The sequence below is a fragment of the Bacillus cereus group sp. Bc061 genome (assembly GCF_027715825.1).
Classification (GTDB): Bacteria; Bacillota; Bacilli; order Bacillales; family Bacillaceae_G; genus Bacillus_A; species Bacillus_A paranthracis.
Genome location: NZ_JAQFTZ010000023.1, coordinates 1 through 14,868, shown reverse-complemented (window position 1 = coordinate 14,868; position 14,868 = coordinate 1). Strand labels below are relative to the sequence as shown.

Below are 14,868 nucleotides of genomic sequence, written 5' to 3'. Positions count from 1 at the left end.
TCACACCCGTTCCCATACCGAACACGGAAGTTAAGCTCTCTAGCGCCGATGGTAGTTGGGACCTTGTCCCTGTGAGAGTAGGACGTCGCCAAGCAACTAAAAACACAAGTCTTTTGACTTGTGTTTTTTTATTTCCCATGAAATAGGTTCGGTTCTGCTAGTAAAAAATTCGAAATATAGTAAGGAATTTTTTGAGCAGAAATAGTAAGAAATTGATAAATAAATGGGTAATCTTCAGAGCCATAGCTTCCAAGTAAATCATACCACCAATCTGTTTCGTATCTAGAAATCATACTTAAATTGTAGAGCAATAAATAGTGAACAAGAAGTTCAGGTAATACGGGTTTAGGATTTCTAGGGTCAGTTGTAAGTGGTAAGTAATAAGTATCAGCGAGATATTCGTAGTATAAAGGCGTACTATATATAGGATTCCACGATTGAATAGGAGCTGTAAAAAGCAAATTGGAGGCGCTCGTTTTCCCAGTAACATGTTGCACGGATAAGTGCTTACAAATTGATTCAATATAACGTGAAAATCTTTCTGAAGTCATATGAAGTCGATCTAGTATATTGACTGAAAAGGAAAGTTCATTTGCATTTGTTGAATCAATTTTATACAAAGTGGCACCTCGTTGACTATAGCGAAATAAGTTTTGTAATTCAGGAATATTCCCCATTAAATCCAACATGTTAAACTTCTCTGATTCTAAGTGTTTCATGTGAAACAGCTGTTCTGCCACATGAGTAAATAATCCATTTTTTTGTACCTTTACCTCATCTTCTAAAAATTGATATCCCTGTTTTTTCCGCTTACGAGTCGTAACACCATGAGCTAAAACAGTAGTGGATTCAGGATAGTTCGGATCAATAGTTAATAAGCATGCTTTAAAAAGTTGGCTCATTCCATAAAACAATAACATTGGCTGAATTGAAAAGGGAGCTACCTTATATAATTCATAATAATTTTTCCCATGTTCTAAGTAATAAATAAAGGGATAACAATTTTCAAAACTTTTTTTTTCAGCATTTTGTATGGAGGATTTTTCATAACAACGGGCAAGATAACGTTGTACATTTTGAGATGAAAAGAAGAAACTTAATTGCTGCCAAGTACAATGTGTCTGATGCATATATTACGCTCCTTTTATTGTCTAAAAATTCTAACATATATATACGTCCTTGACAGTATTTTAACCAATTGATAAGCTACTAATAATAATTTCTGGTATCATGGGGGGAACAATTATGTGGGAATCTAAATTTGTTAAAGAAGGTTTGACTTTTGATGACGTATTACTTGTACCAGCAAAGTCAGATGTACTACCAAGAGAAGTAAGTGTTAAAACAGTTTTATCTGAAAGCTTACAGTTAAACATCCCGTTAATTAGTGCAGGAATGGATACAGTAACAGAAGCGGATATGGCTATTGCAATGGCTCGTCAAGGCGGTTTAGGAATTATTCATAAAAATATGTCTATTGAACAACAAGCCGAGCAGGTTGATAAAGTAAAACGTTCTGAAAGTGGTGTTATTTCAGATCCTTTCTTTTTAACTCCAGAACATCAAGTGTATGATGCAGAGCACCTTATGGGGAAATATCGTATCTCAGGTGTACCGGTTGTAAATAATTTAGACGAGCGAAAATTAGTTGGTATTATTACAAACCGTGATATGCGTTTTATCCAAGATTACTCAATCAAAATTTCCGACGTAATGACAAAAGAACAGCTAATTACAGCTCCAGTTGGTACAACGCTAGATGAGGCTGAAAAGATCCTACAAAAGTATAAAATTGAAAAACTCCCTCTTGTTGATAACAACGGTGTATTACAAGGGCTTATTACAATAAAAGATATTGAAAAAGTAATTGAATTCCCAAATTCTGCGAAGGATAAGCAAGGGCGCTTATTAGTTGGAGCAGCAGTTGGTGTAACGGCTGATGCTATGACTCGCATTGACGCATTAGTAAAAGCTAGCGTAGATGCAATCGTACTTGATACAGCCCATGGACATTCTCAAGGCGTTATTGATAAAGTAAAAGAAGTTCGTGCAAAGTATCCATCATTAAATATTATCGCTGGAAATGTTGCTACTGCTGAAGCAACAAGAGCATTAATTGAAGCAGGGGCAAACGTAGTTAAAGTTGGTATTGGACCAGGCTCTATCTGTACAACACGTGTTGTAGCTGGGGTTGGTGTACCACAATTAACAGCGGTTTATGATTGTGCAACAGAAGCTCGTAAACACGGTATCCCAGTTATTGCTGACGGTGGTATTAAGTACTCTGGTGATATGGTTAAAGCTTTAGCAGCAGGAGCACATGTTGTTATGCTAGGTAGTATGTTTGCTGGTGTTGCTGAAAGTCCTGGTGAAACTGAAATTTATCAAGGTCGCCAATTTAAAGTATATCGTGGTATGGGTTCTGTCGGAGCGATGGAAAAAGGAAGTAAAGATCGTTATTTCCAAGAAGGAAATAAAAAACTTGTTCCAGAAGGTATTGAAGGACGAGTACCATATAAAGGACCTTTAGCAGATACGGTTCATCAATTAGTTGGTGGATTACGTGCAGGTATGGGATATTGCGGAGCACAAGATTTAGAATTCTTACGTGAGAATGCACAATTTGTTCGTATGTCAGGTGCTGGTTTACTTGAAAGTCATCCTCATCATGTACAAATTACAAAAGAGGCTCCAAACTACTCATTATAATGTCTTATATATAAATAGACGGAGATTTTATATCTCTGTCTATTTTTTTTTGATTATGTTAGAATAACGGTTATGTGAGTACATAGATATTGGGGGTAGCAAAAGTGAAAGGTATGTTTTGCAAAAGATTCATTGCACTAGTAACAATGCTTACACTAGCTTGTAGTATGTTGTTACCATATAGCAATGCATCAGCTGAAACAGGAACTGCTTTAAATATTGAAGCAGGTGCGGCAATTTTAGTAGAAGCGAATTCTGGAAAAATTGTATATCAAAAGAATGCTGATGAATTATTATCCATTGCTAGTATGACGAAGATGATGAGTGAGTATTTAGTTCACGAAGCAGTGGATAAAGGAAAGCTTAAGTGGGATCAGAAAATTAAGGTTTCTGAATATGCGTATAAAGTTTCACAGGATGCTTCATTATCAAATGTGGCATTAGAAAATGGTGGCTCTTATACAGTAAAAGAGTTATACGAGGCAATGGCAATCTTCTCTGCAAATGGTGCAACGATTGCATTAGCAGAAGCAATTGCAGGTAAAGAAGTAGATTTCGTAAAAATGATGAATGATAAATCGAAAGAACTAGGGTTGAAAAATTATAAATTTGTCAATTCTACAGGTTTAACGAATAAAGATTTAAAGGGAATGCATCCAGAAGGAACAACAGCGGATGAAGAAAATAAAATGTCTGCAAAGGATGTTGCAACTTTAGCACAACATTTAATTAAAGATTATCCAAAAGTGTTAGATACAGCAAAAATCCCGAAAAAAGAATTCCGTCCAGAAAAAGAGAAATTTGCAATGTCGAACTGGAACTGGATGTTAAAGGGCTTAGTTAAAGAATATGATGGCGTAGATGGCCTAAAAACAGGCTCAACTCCAGAAGCGGGAGATTGCTTCACTGGTACGGTTGAAAGAAACGGTATGCGTTTTATTTCTGTAGTGATTAAAACAAGTTCTCATACAGCACGTTTTGATGAAACAAAGAAGCTATATGATTATGGATTTGCTAACTTTGAAATGAAACAAATGTATAAAAAAGGTTCTTCAGTAAAAGGACAAGAAACAGTACGAGTAGAAAATGCGAAAGACAAAGATGTAGCAGTTCAAACGAAACAAGCCATTTCACTTCCAGTACCAAAAGGAAGTAAAGATGTTTATAAAACAGAATTAAAAGAATCAAGTAAGGGACAAGAAGCACCTATTAAAAAGGGAGCTGCGCTTGGTCAAATGGTAATTACGCCAAAAGATGCAAACGACCCTGGATTTTTAACTGGTAAGTCGTTACAAGTGGATCTTGTAACAACATCTGAAGTAGAAGAAGCAAACTGGTTTACTCGTGCTATGCGCGGAATCGGTTCTTTCTTTAGTGGTATATGGAATAGTGCTGTTGATACAGTAAAAGGTTGGTTTTAAAAGCTCCTCATTGTAGGGGCTTTTTCTTATTCCTATTTTTCATACCGACTTTATGAAAAAGTAGTAGACAAGCATCTGATAGTTAGTGGTAGAATGTAAGAGTATTCTTAATTTTCGCCTTTAACGGGGAAAAGCAATTCACCTAGGGGGGTTTTTGTAACATGACAAATGTAACAGGGACAGAACGTGTAAAACGTGGAATGGCAGAAATGCAAAAAGGCGGCGTTATTATGGACGTAATTAACGCTGAACAAGCAAAAATTGCAGAAGAGGCAGGCGCAGTTGCCGTTATGGCATTAGAGCGTGTACCAGCAGATATTCGTGCAGCAGGTGGCGTTTCTCGTATGGCAGACCCAACAATCGTTGAAGAAGTTATGGGTGCAGTGTCAATTCCGGTTATGGCAAAATGCCGTATCGGTCACCTTGTAGAAGCACGTGTATTAGAATCATTAGGGGTAGACTATATCGATGAGAGTGAAGTATTAACTCCAGCCGATGAAGTATACCATTTAAATAAACGTGATTACACAGTTCCATTTGTATGTGGTTGCCGTGATATCGGAGAAGCTGCACGTCGTATTGCAGAAGGTGCATCTATGCTTCGTACAAAAGGCGAACCAGGAACAGGAAACATTGTAGAGGCAGTGCGTCATATGCGTCAAGTCAATGCAGAAATCCGTCAAGTTGCAAGTCTACGTGAAGATGAGTTAATGACATATGCAAAAAATACTGGTGCTCCTTATGAAGTACTACTTGAAATTAAACGCCTTGGTCGTTTGCCGGTTGTAAACTTTGCAGCAGGTGGTGTAGCAACACCAGCAGATGCAGCGTTAATGATGCAACTTGGTGCGGATGGTGTATTTGTTGGATCTGGTATCTTTAAATCAGAGAATCCAGCGAAATTTGCACGTGCAATCGTTGAAGCGACAACTCATTATGAGGATTACGAGTTAATTGCAAGCCTTTCTAAAGGATTAGGTAATGCGATGAAAGGTATTGAAATTTCAACGTTACTACCAGAGCAACGCATGCAAGAGCGTGGATGGTAATTGAAGGAGAACTTTAAAATGGTGAAAATCGGTGTACTAGGTCTTCAAGGTGCAGTTCGTGAACATGTAAAATCAGTTGAAGCAAGTGGTGCAGAAGCTGTTGTTGTAAAGCGTATAGAACAACTTGAAGAGATTGATGGTCTTATTTTACCAGGCGGTGAAAGTACAACTATGCGCCGTCTTATTGATAAGTATGCTTTCATGGAACCACTTCGTACATTTGCGAAGTCTGGTAAACCAATGTTTGGTACATGTGCAGGAATGATTCTTCTCGCAAAAACACTTATTGGCTATGACGAAGCACATATTGGTGCTATGGATATTACAGTTGAGCGCAATGCGTTTGGACGTCAAAAAGATAGCTTTGAAGCTGCACTTTCTATTAAAGGTGTGGGAGAAGATTTTGTTGGCGTATTTATTCGTGCCCCGTATGTTGTAAATGTAGCGGATGATGTTGAGGTACTTTCTACACATGGTGATCGAATGGTAGCGGTAAGGCAAGGGCCGTTTTTAGCTGCTTCTTTCCATCCGGAATTAACAGATGATCATCGTGTAACAGCATACTTTGTAGAAATGGTAAAAGAAGCGAAAATGAAAAAAGTTGTATAAGTAACTTGCAACTTGTATAAGATTATAGTAAATTGATGGTAACAATTTTATAAAATAAGCGTGTTGATAGGAAGTAGTAACAAATGTCGTTTCTTATAGAGAGTCGATGGTTGGTGGAAATCGATAGAAACAGTTTGTGAATCCATCCTGGAATGGAATGTGGAATATCTTTATGATTAGTAAACATTCCCGGTGAAGAGCCGTTATTTCTACTTGAGAGGAAAGCGGTAATGCTTTCAACTAGGGTGGCAACGCGGGTTAACTCCCGTCCCTTTATATAGGGACGGGAGTTTTTTGTGTTTTATAAAATAAAAGGAGGAGTATATAATGCTTGATATTAAATTTTTACGTACAAATTTTGAAGAAGTAAAAGCTAAGTTACAGCATAGAGGCGAAGATTTAACTGATTTTGGTCGCTTTGAAGAATTAGATACGAGAAGAAGAGAACTACTTGTTCAAACAGAGGAACTAAAAAGTAAACGTAACGAAGTATCTCAACAAATCTCTGTATTGAAGCGCGAAAAGAAAGATGCAGAAGCTCTAATTTTAGAAATGCGTGAAGTTGGAGAAAAAGTAAAAGATCTTGATAACGAACTTCGTACAGTTGAAGAAGATCTAGAAAGATTGATGCTATCTATTCCAAATATTCCGCACGAATCTGCTCCAGTTGGTGAAACAGAGGATGATAATGTAGTAGCTCGCACTTGGGGAGAAGTGAAGGAATTTGCTTTTGAACCAAAACCACATTGGGATCTTGCTACAGATTTAGGAATTCTAGATTTTGAACGTGCTGGAAAAGTAACAGGAAGCCGCTTCGTATTCTACAAAGGTGCTGGCGCAAGATTAGAGCGTGCTTTAATTAGCTTTATGCTTGATCTTCATACTGATGAGCATGGATATGAAGAAGTATTACCTCCGTATATGGTAAACCGTGCAAGCATGACAGGGACAGGACAACTTCCGAAGTTTGAAGAAGATGCATTCCGTATTGAAAGTGAAGACTACTTCTTAATTCCAACAGCTGAAGTACCTGTAACAAATATGCACCGTGATGAGATCTTAAATAAAGAACAATTGCCTATAAGATATGCTGCGTTTAGCTCTTGTTTCCGTTCTGAAGCAGGTTCAGCTGGCCGTGATACACGTGGTTTAATTCGTCAGCACCAGTTCAATAAAGTAGAGCTTGTGAAGTTCGTAAAACCAGAAGATTCTTATGAAGAGTTAGAAAAACTAACAAATGATGCAGAACGCGTGTTACAATTATTAGAGTTGCCATATCGCGTTATGAGCATGTGCACAGGCGATTTAGGATTTACAGCAGCGAAGAAATACGATATCGAAGTATGGATTCCAAGCTATGGCACATATCGTGAAATCTCTTCTTGTAGTAATTTCGAGGCTTTCCAAGCGAGACGTGCAAATATCCGTTTCCGTCGTGAGCCAAACGGCAAACCAGAACATGTTCATACATTAAATGGATCTGGTCTTGCAATTGGACGTACGGTGGCAGCTATTTTAGAGAACTACCAACAAGAAGATGGTACAATTATAATTCCAGAAGTTCTTCGCCCTTATATGGGAGGAAAAACAGTTATTAAGTAAATTTATAAACATTCATCGGTATGAGTGATTGGTAATTATGAGCGTTGTCAGTACTATGATGTAGGAGAGGAAAAGTAAAATTTTCCTTTCCTCATAATTTATTTTAGTAGGGTTGACTAACTGTTTTTCTTTTGATATTATATTTGATGTCAATATGGAGGTATACCCAAGTCTGGCTGAAGGGATCGGTCTTGAAAACCGACAGGCGGCGAGAGTCGCGCGGGGGTTCGAATCCCTCTACCTCCTCCAGATATAATTGACAACAGCGCATATAAGTGGAGATTGGAGAACTCGTTACCACACGTAACGAGTTTTTATTTTAAAACCAATCATAAAGTATGGTGTAAGGCGATTTTGTCCTTATTACACACTCATATTCCGATGATTATCTTCATAGATATGAAAGGAGTCAACATGGATCTTATTATACAAACGTTTCCTTTAGATGGAAAAACTTTATATTATGTACAATGTCCTGTCTGTAAGAACAATAGAATTTTAAACAGTGGTGCAAATGTATCACGCATTATTAGCGATGATACATTCCGTAAACTTTGTGGTTGCACTTGTGATGTAAAGCAAACTGCAACAAAAGTAGAGGCACCAAAAAAAGTTAAAAAAGAAGCTGTAAAGAAAGAAGCAGCTCCAAAACGTACAGGTAAAGTATTAACAGCAGTAATTAACGGGAAAGAAATGACTGTTAAAGAGATTGCTGAGGCGTACGATATTAGTACAAGTACTGTTCGTCAGCGTATTAACGCTGGAAAACCTGAGAGTGAAATTATTGCTCCAACAAAGAAAAAGTAATTTAATAGAAAAACCCGTGCATATGCACGGGTTTTTTATTTTACAAGTTTACGTGTTTGTTTTAAAAAATGACCGATTTTTTTTATGATTGGTTCAATGGAATCGCCATCTTTTAAAATATCGTATTCATTAATGTTTAATCGTAAAACAGGGCATGAATTGAAGTTGTTAATCCAGTTTTCATAACGCCCATGCATCTCTTTCCAATACTCGATTGGTGTTTGCTGTTCCATCGGACGTCCACGTTCTTGGATACGATCAACAATATCATCGAAAGAACCTTCTAAGTAAATTAATAAATCTGGATGTGGGAAGTAAGGAGTCATGACCATAGCGTCAAATAAACCTTTATATGTTTCATAATCAGTTTCCGTCATTGTACCTTTTTCGTGATGCATTTTTGCAAAAATGCCAGTGTCTTCATAGATAGAGCGATCTTGAACAAAACCGCCACCGTATTCAAAAATTCTTTTTTGTTCTTTAAATCGTTCTGCTAAAAAATACACTTGTAAGTGAAAGCTCCAGCGTGTGAAATCAGCATAGAACTTGTCCAAATACGGATTAGAATCTACCTTTTCAAATGATGTGCGATACCCTAAAGCGTTAGCCAATGCAGTTGTCATAGTGGATTTACCGACACCTACTGTTCCAGCGATAGTGATTACTGCGTCATTTGGTATATCATATTTTTGCCTTAAATTCATTATTATTTCGACTCCTTTAAGAGAGTATTTTGAAGGGCAGATAGGATGACGTTTAAATCATCAGGATTTTTTACAAAATCCATATCGTCTCCGTTAAATTTCAATACTGGGATATCTGGATGGTCCTTTTTAAAAGCATCCATTGCTGTTTCATAATCTTTTGTGAGCTGTAGTAAGTAATTTGGATCCATATTTTTTTCGAATTCTCTTCCGCGCATTGCAATTCGCTTTTGTAATGTTTCTAGGCTAGCTGTTAAATAAACGATAACGTTTGGAACTGGCATATCTTGTGTAAGGATACGATAGATTTGCATGTACTTGTCGTATTGAGAATCTTTTAATGTACGGGATGCAAAAATTACATTTTTGAATATATGATAATCCGCTACTACTGGCTTCCTTTGATTCAAATACTTTATGTTAATATCTTCTAATTGTTTGTATCTATTACAAAGAAAGAACATCTCTGTTTGAAAACTCCATTCGTCGATGTCTTCATAGAACTTTCCTAAAAAGGGGTTTTCATCAACAATCTCTTTCAGTAAGTGGAGTTGCATGTGAGTTGAAATTTCCTTCGCAAGTGAAGTTTTTCCAACACCAATTGGTCCTTCAACCGTGATAAATGGTACTCCGGTCACGCTGTTTCCTCCTTTCAATCAGTGATTTACCGTGACTACTAAAAACACAAAACAGAATTATTGTAGCACAAGAGGGAAGCGAGCGGGTTAATTTGATATAAAAAGTTGGAAAATAGATATATGTATTAATTAAATTTTATTTGAAACGACGGTACTATATTTGCTTTTAATGTGGCTTCCATTATTTTTAAAGCATGCAGGTTATCCTGATCATCATTAGATGCAATACAGTCCTGTGGTACATACAATGTATAATTCCTCATATGAGCATCGTTAGCTGTAAAGAGGATACATATATTCCCGGCGACACCTGTTAATATTAGATTTTCTATTTTTAAATAGCCTAATAAAGAATTTAAAGGTGTTTCATAAAAAGCAGAGTAATGTGGTTTAATAAAAATGTAATCATCAGCATTTGGAGCGATCTTATGAATGATATTTTTACTATACTCATTTGTACAATGAGTAATCAATTGGTCAATATCAGACCTCCAAAGTTGATAATGGTCATTAATATAAATGATGGGGCAACCGAAGGATTTCATTGTTTTCTTTAATTGTAAAATAGGATTGGTTATAATTTCGCATTTTTTGGCTAGGATAGGCCCGTGTGAAAATTGAAAGTCATTAATCATATCGATAATGAGTAAGGCAGTATTCTTCATATGTAATCCCCTCTCTTTTTTTCTTAGGGTGGATTGAATTTATAAAAGTTATCCCATGTGTAGTAAATGGAAATAAGTGTACTTTATTTGTAATGAAAGGACTATGTTATGGAACGTGATCAAGATATTCATTTTATGCAGTTAGCAATAGAAGAGGCTAAAAAAGCAGAGGCAATACAAGAAGTACCGATTGGGGCAGTTATAGTGTTGGATGGTGAAGTAATTAGTGTTGCTCATAATTTAAGGGAGACTGAGCAAAGATCGATAGCTCACGCTGAGTTGTTAGCTATTGATGAGGCGTGCAAAAAATTAGGGACATGGCGTTTAGAAGATGCGACGTTATATGTAACATTAGAGCCTTGCCCGATGTGTGCGGGTGGAATTGTTTTATCACGAGTAAAGCGAGTTGTATATGGTGCGAGTGATCCGAAAGGTGGATGTGCAGGGACATTGATGAATCTGTTAACGGATGAACGCTTTAATCATCAATGTGAAGTAGTAGCTGGTGTATTAGAAGAAGAGTGCGGTACGCTGTTAACGAACTTTTTTAGAGCGCTTCGTAAAAAAAGAAAAGCGATTAAGAAATTAGAGAAAAGTAAAGAGAATTAACGTATTTGCATTTTATAAAAAAACAAGTTATACTGATAGTGCCTTTAATGAAGGCAACCGAATATTGGTTTTAACTTTGCCGTGCTAAGCGGGGAGGTAGCGGTGCCCTATACTCGCAATCCGCTCTAGCGAGGCCGAATCCCTTCTCGAGGTTATGTTGCTGTAAGGCCTGCCTTAAGTAAGTGGTGTTGACGTTTGGGTCCTGCGCAACGGGACCCCGTGAACCTTGTCAGGTCCGGAAGGAAGCAGCAATAAGCGGGTCTTCTCGTGTGCCGCAGGAGTGCCTGAACCGAGCTAACTGCTTAAGTAACGCTTATGGTACGTAATCGACAGAAGGTGCACGGCAGTTATATATGTATACAAAACTCACCTTAATACTAAGGTGGGTTTTTTGTATAGAAAATAACTTTTGGAATCTATAAACAGAATGGGTTATAATAAATGAGATAATAACCTTTGAGGGAGGCCGTATTTTCGTGTCATACCAAGCGTTATACCGAACATGGAGACCGCAAAAGTTTGAAGATGTAGTCGGTCAAAAGCACGTGACAAAAACGTTGCAAAATGCCCTTCTTCAAGAGAAAGTTTCACATGCTTATTTATTTTCTGGGCCGAGAGGAACAGGAAAAACGACAATTGCAAAAGTGTTTGCAAAAGCAATTAACTGTGAACATGCTCCGGTAGCTGAACCTTGTAATGAATGTCCTTCTTGTTTGGGGATTACACAAGGATCTATTTCAGATGTATTAGAAATTGATGCGGCTTCAAATAACGGTGTAGATGAAATTCGAGATATTAGAGATAAAGTAAAATATGCTCCAAGTGCTGTAGAATATAAAGTATACATTATTGATGAAGTTCACATGCTTTCCATGGGTGCCTTCAATGCGCTTTTAAAAACGTTAGAAGAACCGCCAGGACATGTTATCTTTATTTTGGCGACAACAGAACCACATAAGATACCGCCTACAATTATTTCGCGTTGCCAACGTTTCGAATTTCGAAAGATATCAGTAAATGATATTGTTGAGAGATTATCGACAGTTGTGAACAATGAAGGTACGCAAGTAGAAGATGAGGCATTACAAATTGTTGCACGTGCCGCTGAAGGTGGTATGCGTGATGCGCTTAGTCTTATTGATCAGGCAATATCTTATAGTGATGAGACTGTTACGACAGAAGATGTATTAGCTGTAACAGGGTCTGTTTCTCAGCAATACTTAGGCAACTTAGTAGAATGTATACGTGAAAATGATGTATCAAGAGCATTACGTATCATAGATGAGATGATGGGTAAAGGGAAAGATCCAGTTCGCTTTATGGAGGATTTCATTTACTATTATCGTGATATGCTTTTATATCAAACTTCACCACAATTGGAACATATGTTGGAACGAGTAATGGTTGATGAGCAATTCCGGACGTTAAGTGAAGAAATGCAGCCGGAAGTAATCTATGAGATCATTCATACTCTTAGTAAAGCACAACAGGAAATGAAGTGGACAAATCATCCGCGAATTTTCTTAGAAGTTGTTATGGTACAACTGTGTCAACAGTTTATGATGCAAGCAAATGGTGCAGATCGTTTACAAGCAATTATGAACAGGATGCAGCAATTAGAGAAAGAGTTAGAACAAGTCAAAAAGAATGGTGTGCCGGCCGGTGTGCAGCAGGAAGTCAGAGAGACGCGTGCAGCACCAAAGCCAGTACGGACAGGAAGTATGAAGATACCTGTCGGACGCGTAAATGAAGTATTAAAGCAAGCGAAGCGTCAAGATTTAGAACAATTAAAAGCTGTATGGGGAGAGTTGTTAGGAAGACTCAAAGCATACAACAAAGTAGCGTTTGCTGTTTTATTAGAAAATAGCGAACCGGTAGCGGCTTCAGATGATACTTACGTTTTAGCGTTCCAATATGAGATTCACTGTAAAATGGCAAGCGAAAATCGAGAGGCTATGGATACAGTGGAACAAACTTTATTTGAATTGCTAAGTAAAAGATTAAATATGATTGCCATTCCAAAAAGTGAATGGGGTAAAATCCGTGAAGATTTTTTACAGCGTGAAGGTGGAAGTTCTGAAGAAAGCCCAGAGAAAAAAGAAGATCCTCTCATAGAAGAGGCTGTAAAATTAGTAGGGCAAGAACTCATTGAAATAAAAGAGTAATAATAATTAGGAGGAATTAATTATGATGCGTGGCGGAATGGGAAATATGAATAACATGATGAAACAAATGCAAAAGATGCAGAAGGAAATGGCAAAGGCGCAAGAAGAACTTGGCGAAAAAACAGTTGAAGGTACAGCTGGCGGCGGTATGATCACAGTTATTGCAAATGGTCATAAGCAAATTCTTGAAGTAAAAGTGAAAGAAGAAGTTGTAGATCCAGAAGATATCGAAATGTTACAAGACTTAGTGTTAGCTGCAACAAACGATGCACTTAAGAAAGCTGATGAACTTTCAAACTCTACAATGGGTAAATTTACAAAAGGCTTAAACTTACCGGGTGGAATGTTCTAGGAGGATATTGATATATGCATTATCCAGAACCAATATCAAAACTAATTGATAGTTTTATGAAATTGCCAGGAATCGGACCGAAAACAGCGGTTCGATTGGCGTTTTTCGTATTAGATATGAAAGAAGATGATGTGTTAGGTTTTGCAAAAGCACTTGTAAATGCGAAGCGAGACTTAGCATATTGTTCTGTGTGCGGGCATATTACTGATCGTGATCCTTGTTATATTTGTAACGATTCACATCGAGATCAATCAGTTGTTTGTGTCGTGCAAGAACCGAAAGATGTAATCGCGATGGAAAAGATGAAAGAGTATCAAGGTGTATATCATGTGTTACGTGGTGCTATCTCTCCAATGGAGGGAATTGGACCAGAAGACATTAATATCCCGCAACTTCTAAAGCGACTACACGATGAAACAGTACAAGAAGTAATATTAGCAACAAATCCTAATATTGAAGGGGAAGCTACAGCGATGTATATATCCCGCCTCTTAAAGCCGACAGGTATTAAAGTAACTCGTATTGCACACGGTCTGCCAGTTGGTGGAGATTTAGAATATGCAGATGAAGTGACACTGTCGAAAGCGTTAGAAGGTCGTAGAGAAGTATAAGAGGAGAAACAAAAATGTTCTTTCAAAAAAAGGGTAAATTGCGTAAAGAGTATGATGATAAGCTAATTGTACTATTAGAAAAGGTGAAGAATGAATGGTTACGTCAAAAGAGAATGGTTGAACAAAGTGTTGAACCATCTCAAGATGTACTTTGTTCTTTGAAAATAGCAGAGGCGAAATATTTCTTCTTGCTAAAAGAAGCAAAACGTCGTCCTGTAAAGATGGAGCAATGGTAAAAGGTTCTGCTGAAAAAGCAGAGCCTTTTTATTTTATTCGTTTGGAAAGATCGATTAATAGTTTTTTTGAAGAACGTGTAGTCGAATCAAGGTGAATAAGATGAAACGACTGGAGTTATATAATAAACGTTCTTTTTTATTGTCTTGTCCCATACAAATAAATGTGTATAGGTCATTCATAAGGAGGAAAAAATGAATTCTACAATTATTATTGTTGGTATTCTTGCGTTAGTTTTTATTTTCCTTGTTTTTGGTGTTTCTTCTAAGCCGTTGCGTTTTATAGGAAAAGCGCTCTTTCATGTTACTTTGGGAGTAGCATTACTTTTTATCGTAAATGTTGTAGGAACGTATTTTGATTTTCATATCCCAATTAACTTGGGCACCGCAACAATTACAAGTTTATTAGGTCTACCCGGTGTTGCTGCATTAGTGATTATTAAACTTTATATCATGCCAAAATAAATTTATTTTGGCATTTTTTTTAAAAGTGTTGACTTGTGAATGATTAATATGGTAAATTAATAAGCGTCGTCAGGAACGAAAGAAAAAAGTTGTTGACAGATTTAACGCAAGATGTTAAATTATAAAAGTCGCTGAAACGCGATGTTGAACTTTGAAAACTAAACGAAACAAACAACGTGAAACGTCAATTTTTATTTTAGATGCTAGACAAACTAACTTTATTGGAGAG

16 protein-coding genes, 1 tRNA gene, 1 rRNA gene, 1 other RNA gene and 1 other annotated feature are annotated in these 14,868 nt (G+C 37.1%); of the genes, 15 read left to right on the top strand and 4 right to left on the bottom strand.

The window, feature by feature from the left end:
* Positions 1 to 94, top strand: a 5S ribosomal RNA gene (gene rrf, locus PDQ40_RS27830); the annotation flags it as partial.
* 34 nt (positions 95 to 128) lie between these two features.
* On the opposite strand, the gene PDQ40_RS27825 is transcribed toward rrf, so the two are convergent.
* Positions 129 to 1,130 carry a YaaC family protein gene (locus PDQ40_RS27825; RefSeq protein ID WP_000554271.1) on the bottom strand — a complete coding sequence of 334 codons (1,002 nt, stop codon included), beginning with the start codon at positions 1,128 to 1,130 and terminating at the stop codon, positions 129 to 131.
* Positions 1,131 to 1,245: 115 nt separating this feature from the next.
* Here PDQ40_RS27825 and guaB point away from each other — a divergent pair, with 115 nt between their 5' ends.
* The 7 genes from guaB (at position 1,246) to PDQ40_RS27790 (ending at position 8,197) form a co-directional block, all read left to right on the top strand.
* Complete coding sequence (guaB, locus tag PDQ40_RS27820) at positions 1,246 to 2,709, top strand: IMP dehydrogenase (protein ID WP_000264079.1); 1,464 nt, start codon at positions 1,246 to 1,248, stop codon at positions 2,707 to 2,709.
* Between the two features lie 113 nt (positions 2,710 to 2,822).
* Positions 2,823 to 4,130: a D-alanyl-D-alanine carboxypeptidase DacA gene (gene dacA, locus PDQ40_RS27815; protein ID WP_130777056.1), complete on the top strand. Its 1,308-nt coding sequence runs from the start codon at positions 2,823 to 2,825 to the stop codon at positions 4,128 to 4,130.
* A gap of 161 nt (positions 4,131 to 4,291) precedes the next feature.
* On the top strand, positions 4,292 to 5,179 hold the full coding sequence (pdxS, locus tag PDQ40_RS27810) for a pyridoxal 5'-phosphate synthase lyase subunit PdxS (protein WP_000186156.1): 888 nt from the start codon (positions 4,292 to 4,294) through the stop codon (positions 5,177 to 5,179).
* Between the two features lie 18 nt (positions 5,180 to 5,197).
* On the top strand, positions 5,198 to 5,788 hold the full coding sequence (gene pdxT / locus PDQ40_RS27805; RefSeq protein WP_000238780.1) for a pyridoxal 5'-phosphate synthase glutaminase subunit PdxT: 591 nt from the start codon (positions 5,198 to 5,200) through the stop codon (positions 5,786 to 5,788).
* A 54-nt stretch (positions 5,789 to 5,842) separates the two neighbouring features.
* Positions 5,843 to 6,064 (top strand) — a binding site (T-box leader).
* A gap of 51 nt (positions 6,065 to 6,115) precedes the next feature.
* Positions 6,116 to 7,390, top strand: coding sequence for a serine--tRNA ligase (serS, locus tag PDQ40_RS27800; RefSeq protein WP_000884181.1), 1,275 nt, complete (start codon positions 6,116 to 6,118; stop codon positions 7,388 to 7,390).
* 156 nt (positions 7,391 to 7,546) lie between these two features.
* A tRNA-Ser gene (locus PDQ40_RS27795) sits at positions 7,547 to 7,639 on the top strand.
* 165 nt (positions 7,640 to 7,804) lie between these two features.
* Positions 7,805 to 8,197 (top strand): DUF3797 domain-containing protein, encoded by a 393-nt coding sequence (locus PDQ40_RS27790; RefSeq protein WP_000364200.1) that lies wholly within the window; start codon positions 7,805 to 7,807, stop codon positions 8,195 to 8,197.
* A 35-nt stretch (positions 8,198 to 8,232) separates the two neighbouring features.
* On the opposite strand, the gene PDQ40_RS27785 is transcribed toward PDQ40_RS27790, so the two are convergent.
* From PDQ40_RS27785 to PDQ40_RS27775, 3 genes are all read right to left on the bottom strand, one after another.
* Complete coding sequence (locus PDQ40_RS27785; RefSeq protein ID WP_001053585.1) at positions 8,233 to 8,901, bottom strand: deoxynucleoside kinase; 669 nt, start codon at positions 8,899 to 8,901, stop codon at positions 8,233 to 8,235.
* A 2-nt stretch (positions 8,902 to 8,903) separates the two neighbouring features.
* The gene (locus tag PDQ40_RS27780; protein ID WP_000148224.1) at positions 8,904 to 9,539 is read right to left on the bottom strand and encodes a deoxynucleoside kinase; all 636 of its coding nucleotides are present in this window, start codon (positions 9,537 to 9,539) and stop codon (positions 8,904 to 8,906) included.
* Between the two features lie 125 nt (positions 9,540 to 9,664).
* Positions 9,665 to 10,204, bottom strand: coding sequence for an isochorismatase family cysteine hydrolase (locus PDQ40_RS27775; RefSeq protein ID WP_000798715.1), 540 nt, complete (start codon positions 10,202 to 10,204; stop codon positions 9,665 to 9,667).
* A gap of 108 nt (positions 10,205 to 10,312) precedes the next feature.
* On the opposite strand from PDQ40_RS27775, the gene tadA reads away from it, so the two are divergent.
* From tadA to PDQ40_RS27740, 7 genes are all read left to right on the top strand, one after another.
* Entirely contained in the window at positions 10,313 to 10,813 is a 501-nt protein-coding gene (tadA, locus tag PDQ40_RS27770) for a tRNA adenosine(34) deaminase TadA (protein ID WP_000439008.1), read from the top strand.
* A gap of 79 nt (positions 10,814 to 10,892) precedes the next feature.
* Positions 10,893 to 11,157, top strand: an RNA gene (gene ffs / locus PDQ40_RS27765) — signal recognition particle sRNA large type.
* A 132-nt stretch (positions 11,158 to 11,289) separates the two neighbouring features.
* Positions 11,290 to 12,978, top strand: coding sequence for a DNA polymerase III subunit gamma/tau (gene dnaX, locus PDQ40_RS27760; protein WP_000121557.1), 1,689 nt, complete (start codon positions 11,290 to 11,292; stop codon positions 12,976 to 12,978).
* 25 nt (positions 12,979 to 13,003) lie between these two features.
* Positions 13,004 to 13,330 (top strand): YbaB/EbfC family nucleoid-associated protein, encoded by a 327-nt coding sequence (locus PDQ40_RS27755; RefSeq protein ID WP_001996460.1) that lies wholly within the window; start codon positions 13,004 to 13,006, stop codon positions 13,328 to 13,330.
* A gap of 14 nt (positions 13,331 to 13,344) precedes the next feature.
* The gene (gene recR / locus PDQ40_RS27750; protein ID WP_000559169.1) at positions 13,345 to 13,941 is read left to right on the top strand and encodes a recombination protein RecR; all 597 of its coding nucleotides are present in this window, start codon (positions 13,345 to 13,347) and stop codon (positions 13,939 to 13,941) included.
* A 14-nt stretch (positions 13,942 to 13,955) separates the two neighbouring features.
* The gene (locus PDQ40_RS27745) at positions 13,956 to 14,177 is read left to right on the top strand and encodes a YaaL family protein (protein WP_000466020.1); all 222 of its coding nucleotides are present in this window, start codon (positions 13,956 to 13,958) and stop codon (positions 14,175 to 14,177) included.
* A gap of 192 nt (positions 14,178 to 14,369) precedes the next feature.
* Positions 14,370 to 14,639 (top strand): pro-sigmaK processing inhibitor BofA family protein, encoded by a 270-nt coding sequence (locus tag PDQ40_RS27740; protein ID WP_001089261.1) that lies wholly within the window; start codon positions 14,370 to 14,372, stop codon positions 14,637 to 14,639.
* Positions 14,640 to 14,868: the final 229 nt, after the last annotated feature.